This window comes from Gemmatimonas sp. (assembly GCF_041689975.1).
Lineage (GTDB): Bacteria > Gemmatimonadota > Gemmatimonadetes > Gemmatimonadales > Gemmatimonadaceae > Gemmatimonas.
Genome location: NZ_JBDNFF010000166.1, coordinates 1 through 1,904, shown reverse-complemented (window position 1 = coordinate 1,904; position 1,904 = coordinate 1). Strand labels below are relative to the sequence as shown.

At 63.3% G+C, this 1,904-nt stretch carries 1 protein-coding gene; it reads left to right on the top strand.

Annotated elements, in window-relative coordinates:
• On the top strand, positions 1 to 1,904 hold a 1,904-nt coding region (locus ACESNG_RS10780; RefSeq protein WP_373068936.1), incomplete at both ends, for a zinc-dependent metalloprotease.

Sequence of the window (1,904 nt, the reverse complement as noted above, 5' to 3'; positions counted from 1 at the left end):
TATCACTGTGCACCGCGTCGATGACCGCTACTTCTTCGAAGTGCCGGACTCGCTCGTCGGTCGCGACTTCCTGATGGTAACGCGAGTGGCTGGCGTACCAGCCGGCGCCGGCGGATTCCAAAGCGCCGGCAGTTCGCTGAACGAGCGACTGATTCGCTGGGAACGCGTGAACGACCGCATGCTCCTGAAGAGCATGAGCACGGCGGCCGTGGCCGACGATTCGTTGCCGATCGCGCGCAGTGTGGCGCAAAACAACTATGCAGCGATCATCGGCGCGTTTCCGATTGCCGCGTTCGGTCGCGACAGTGCGGCGTACGTGATCGACGTAACCGACTTCTTCGCGAACGACAATCCCGCTACCAGTGGCCTCGACGCGAATCAGCGTCGCGCGTATGGCGTGCGCCGGTACGACGCCGCCCGCAGCTACATCAGTAGCGTGCGCAGCTTCCCGATCAACATCGAAGTCAGACAGGTCCAAACCTTCGACGCCGCCACACCACCTAGTGACCCCGATGGCGCGACGGTCACGATGGAAACACGACAGTCGCTGGTGCTGCTACCGAAGACGCCAATGCGTCCTCGCTATGCCGACGCGCGCGTGGGGTACTTCTCGGTGAACCGCGTGAACTATGGACTCGACGTGCAGAAGGCCGAGGCTCAGGAGTTCATCACACGGTGGCGTCTCGAGCCCAAAGATCCTGCGGCCTACGCCCGTGGTGAATTGGTCGAGCCGGTCAAGCCCATCGTGTACTACCTCGACCCGGCCACACCGACCCGCTGGAAGCGGTACGTGCGCGAGGGGGTGGAGAACTGGCAGCGGGTGTTCGAGAAGGCGGGCTTCAAGAATGCCATTCTCGCCAAGGATGCGCCCACGAAAGCCGAAGATCCGGATTTCGATCTCGACGACGTGCGCTTTTCCGTGGTGCGCTGGGCGGCGAGCCTGACGCGCAACGCGACCGGTCCGCACACGCACGACCCGCGCTCCGGCGAGATCATCAACAGTGAGATCACGTGGTATCACAACCACATGCGCTCATACCGCAACTGGCTGATGATGGAAACCGGCGCCGCCAATCCGTCGGCGCGTACGCTGGACATTCCGGAAGAGTTGATGGGCGAAACGATGCGTCAGGTGATCACGCACGAGATCGGTCACGCACTTGGCCTGCAGCACAACATGATCGCCTCGGCGTCGTTCCCGGTGGACTCACTGCGGAGCCCGTCGTTCACGCGTGTGTACGGCGTGAGCGCGACGATCATGGACTATGCGCGACAGAACTACATCGCGCAGCCGGGTGACGGCCTGCAGCCCAAGGACTTCATCCGTCGCGTGGGACCGTTCGATGAGTTCGCAATTCACTGGGGCTATCGCGTGATCGCGGCGCCGACAGCCGAAGCCGAGCGCGCCACGCTGCATCGCTGGCTCACGCAGCAGACCGGCCCGTTCCCATATCGCTTCGCCTCGCAGCAACTCGCGGCCGGCGACCCGCGCAACCAGACCGAGGATCTGGGCGACGATCCGATCAAGGCGTCGACGTTCTCGACGATGAACTACAAGCGCATGATCCCCAACCTGGTGGCCTGGACCTCAACGCCGGGTGAGGACTACACCGAGCTCCGAGAGTTGTACGAGGAATCGGTGTCGCGTTGGTTCGGTAACATGAACCATGTGGCTACGATCGTCGGTGGTGTTGAAGTGGACCTCAAGACCTCCGAGCAGAGCGGCGCCGTTTATCGCGTGGTACCGAAGTCGCGCCAGCAAGCAGCGCTCGCCTTCCTTTCGGCGAACGTGATGACCACGCCCACCTGGCTGTCGCCACCGGGAATCGCGCAACGCATCGGCCCGAGCAACGTGGTGTCCGCGCGTCAGGCCGGCGTGCTCGCATCACTGCTCACCCCTGCCC